Origin of the sequence: Frankia sp. AiPs1 (assembly GCF_023716945.1) — a bacterium.
GTDB lineage: Bacteria > Actinomycetota > Actinomycetes > Frankiales > Frankiaceae > Frankia.
Genome location: NZ_JAMQQF010000905.1, coordinates 1 through 1,524 on the forward strand (window position 1 = coordinate 1; position 1,524 = coordinate 1,524).

At 75.3% G+C, this 1,524-nt stretch carries 1 protein-coding gene; it reads left to right on the top strand.

Features of this window, described 5'->3' with window-relative positions; translation table 11 throughout:
* Window positions 1-1,494, top strand: a 1,494-nt coding sequence (locus tag ND748_RS31760) for an MMPL family transporter (RefSeq protein WP_251749973.1), incomplete at its 5' end; no start/stop codon positions are given.
* Window positions 1,495-1,524 lie beyond the last annotated feature (30 nt).

The window sequence follows — 1,524 nt, forward strand, 5'->3', positions numbered from 1 at the left end:
GCCCAGGCCGGGCGCGCGCTGGCCTGGGGCAGCCTCGGCCTCGCCGTCGTCATGCTTGGCACCAGCGTGCTGCACGCGAGTGTCCTCGCCGGCCTCGCCCCCGCCGCGTTCGTCGCGGCCGCGGTCGCCAGCCTCGCCATCACCACCCTGATGCCCGCGACACTCGCCGTCGCCGACCGGGCCCTGCTGGTCTGGTCCGAGCGCACCCAGCTTCGCGCCACCGGCCGCGGCCTGCCGGTCCGGCCGGGCCTGCGCTCGGCGTGGGCGGGCCTCGTCGGCCGCTTCCCGGGGATGCTCGCCGCCGCGGCGGTCCTGCTGCTGGCCGCGCTGGCAGTGCCGATCATCGGACTGCGCCTCGGCGGCGGCGACGGGGGCGTCGACCCGACGTCGACGACCACCCGGCGGGCCTACGACATCATGAGCGACGACTACGTCGCGGGCCTGAACGGTCCCGTGCTCGTTGCCGTCTCGAACCTGCCCGCGGCGAACCCGCCGGCAGCGAACCCGCCGAACCCGCCGGCAGCGAACCCGCCCGCGGCGAACCCGGCGGTCGTGGCAACCCTGCTCGACCGTCTCGGCACCACCCCGGGGGTGGTGAAGGCCTTCCAGGTGCTGCACAACCCCGCCACCCACTCGGCGCTGATCGAGGTGCTGCCCCAGGCGGAGCCCCGGTCGGCGCAGGCCAGCGACCTCGTGCGGCGGCTGCGCACCCGGACGGTGCCCGCCGTCGTCGCCGGCACGACCGTGCGTGTGCACATCGGCGGCCAGACCGCGCTGTTCGACGACATGGCGGCCCGTTTCACCCGGGTGCTGCCGGCCTTCGCGGCCCTCGAACTCGTCGTCCTCGGGGTGAGCGTGCTCGCCAGTGTGCGGCGCCTGGGCCCCACGCTGGCGATCGTCACCGCCAGCGCGCTGACCACGGCGGCGGCGCTCGGCGCCATCACCTTCGTCTTCTGCGACGGCCACCTGGCCGGCCTGCTCGGGGTGCGCGGCGGGCCGATCGAACCGTTTGTCCTCGGCCTGATCCTGATCGTCTCCTTCGGTCTGGCCATCGGCATGCACCTGACCCTGCTGCGCCGGCTACGGGACCCGCAGGAGCAGCCGCCGGACGGCGGGGACCCGGCGACGGTGATCCGATCGGGCCACGCGGAGGTCGGCCACGTGGTCGTCGCGACCAGCCTGATCGTGATCGCCGTCTTCGCCGGGCTGGCCTGCCAGCAGGTGCGCACGATGAAGCTGCTCGGCCTCGGGCTGGCTGTCGGCGTCGCGCTCGACGCGCTGGTGCTGCGCGTCCTGCTGCTGCCGGCACTGGTGCACCTCACCCGCGACGCCGCCGAGAGGCGGCCGCTCACCCGCGACGCCGCAGACAGCCAGCCCCTGGCCCGCGACGTCGCCGACAGGCGGCCGGTGGCCGGGTCCGCCTCGGCCGAGAGCACCGGCACCGACGCACCGCGGGGCCCGGCGGTGCCGGTGGGTTCCTCGGTCTCCCCCTGAACCTTCGACTTTATGGTGGAGCTCAGTGTC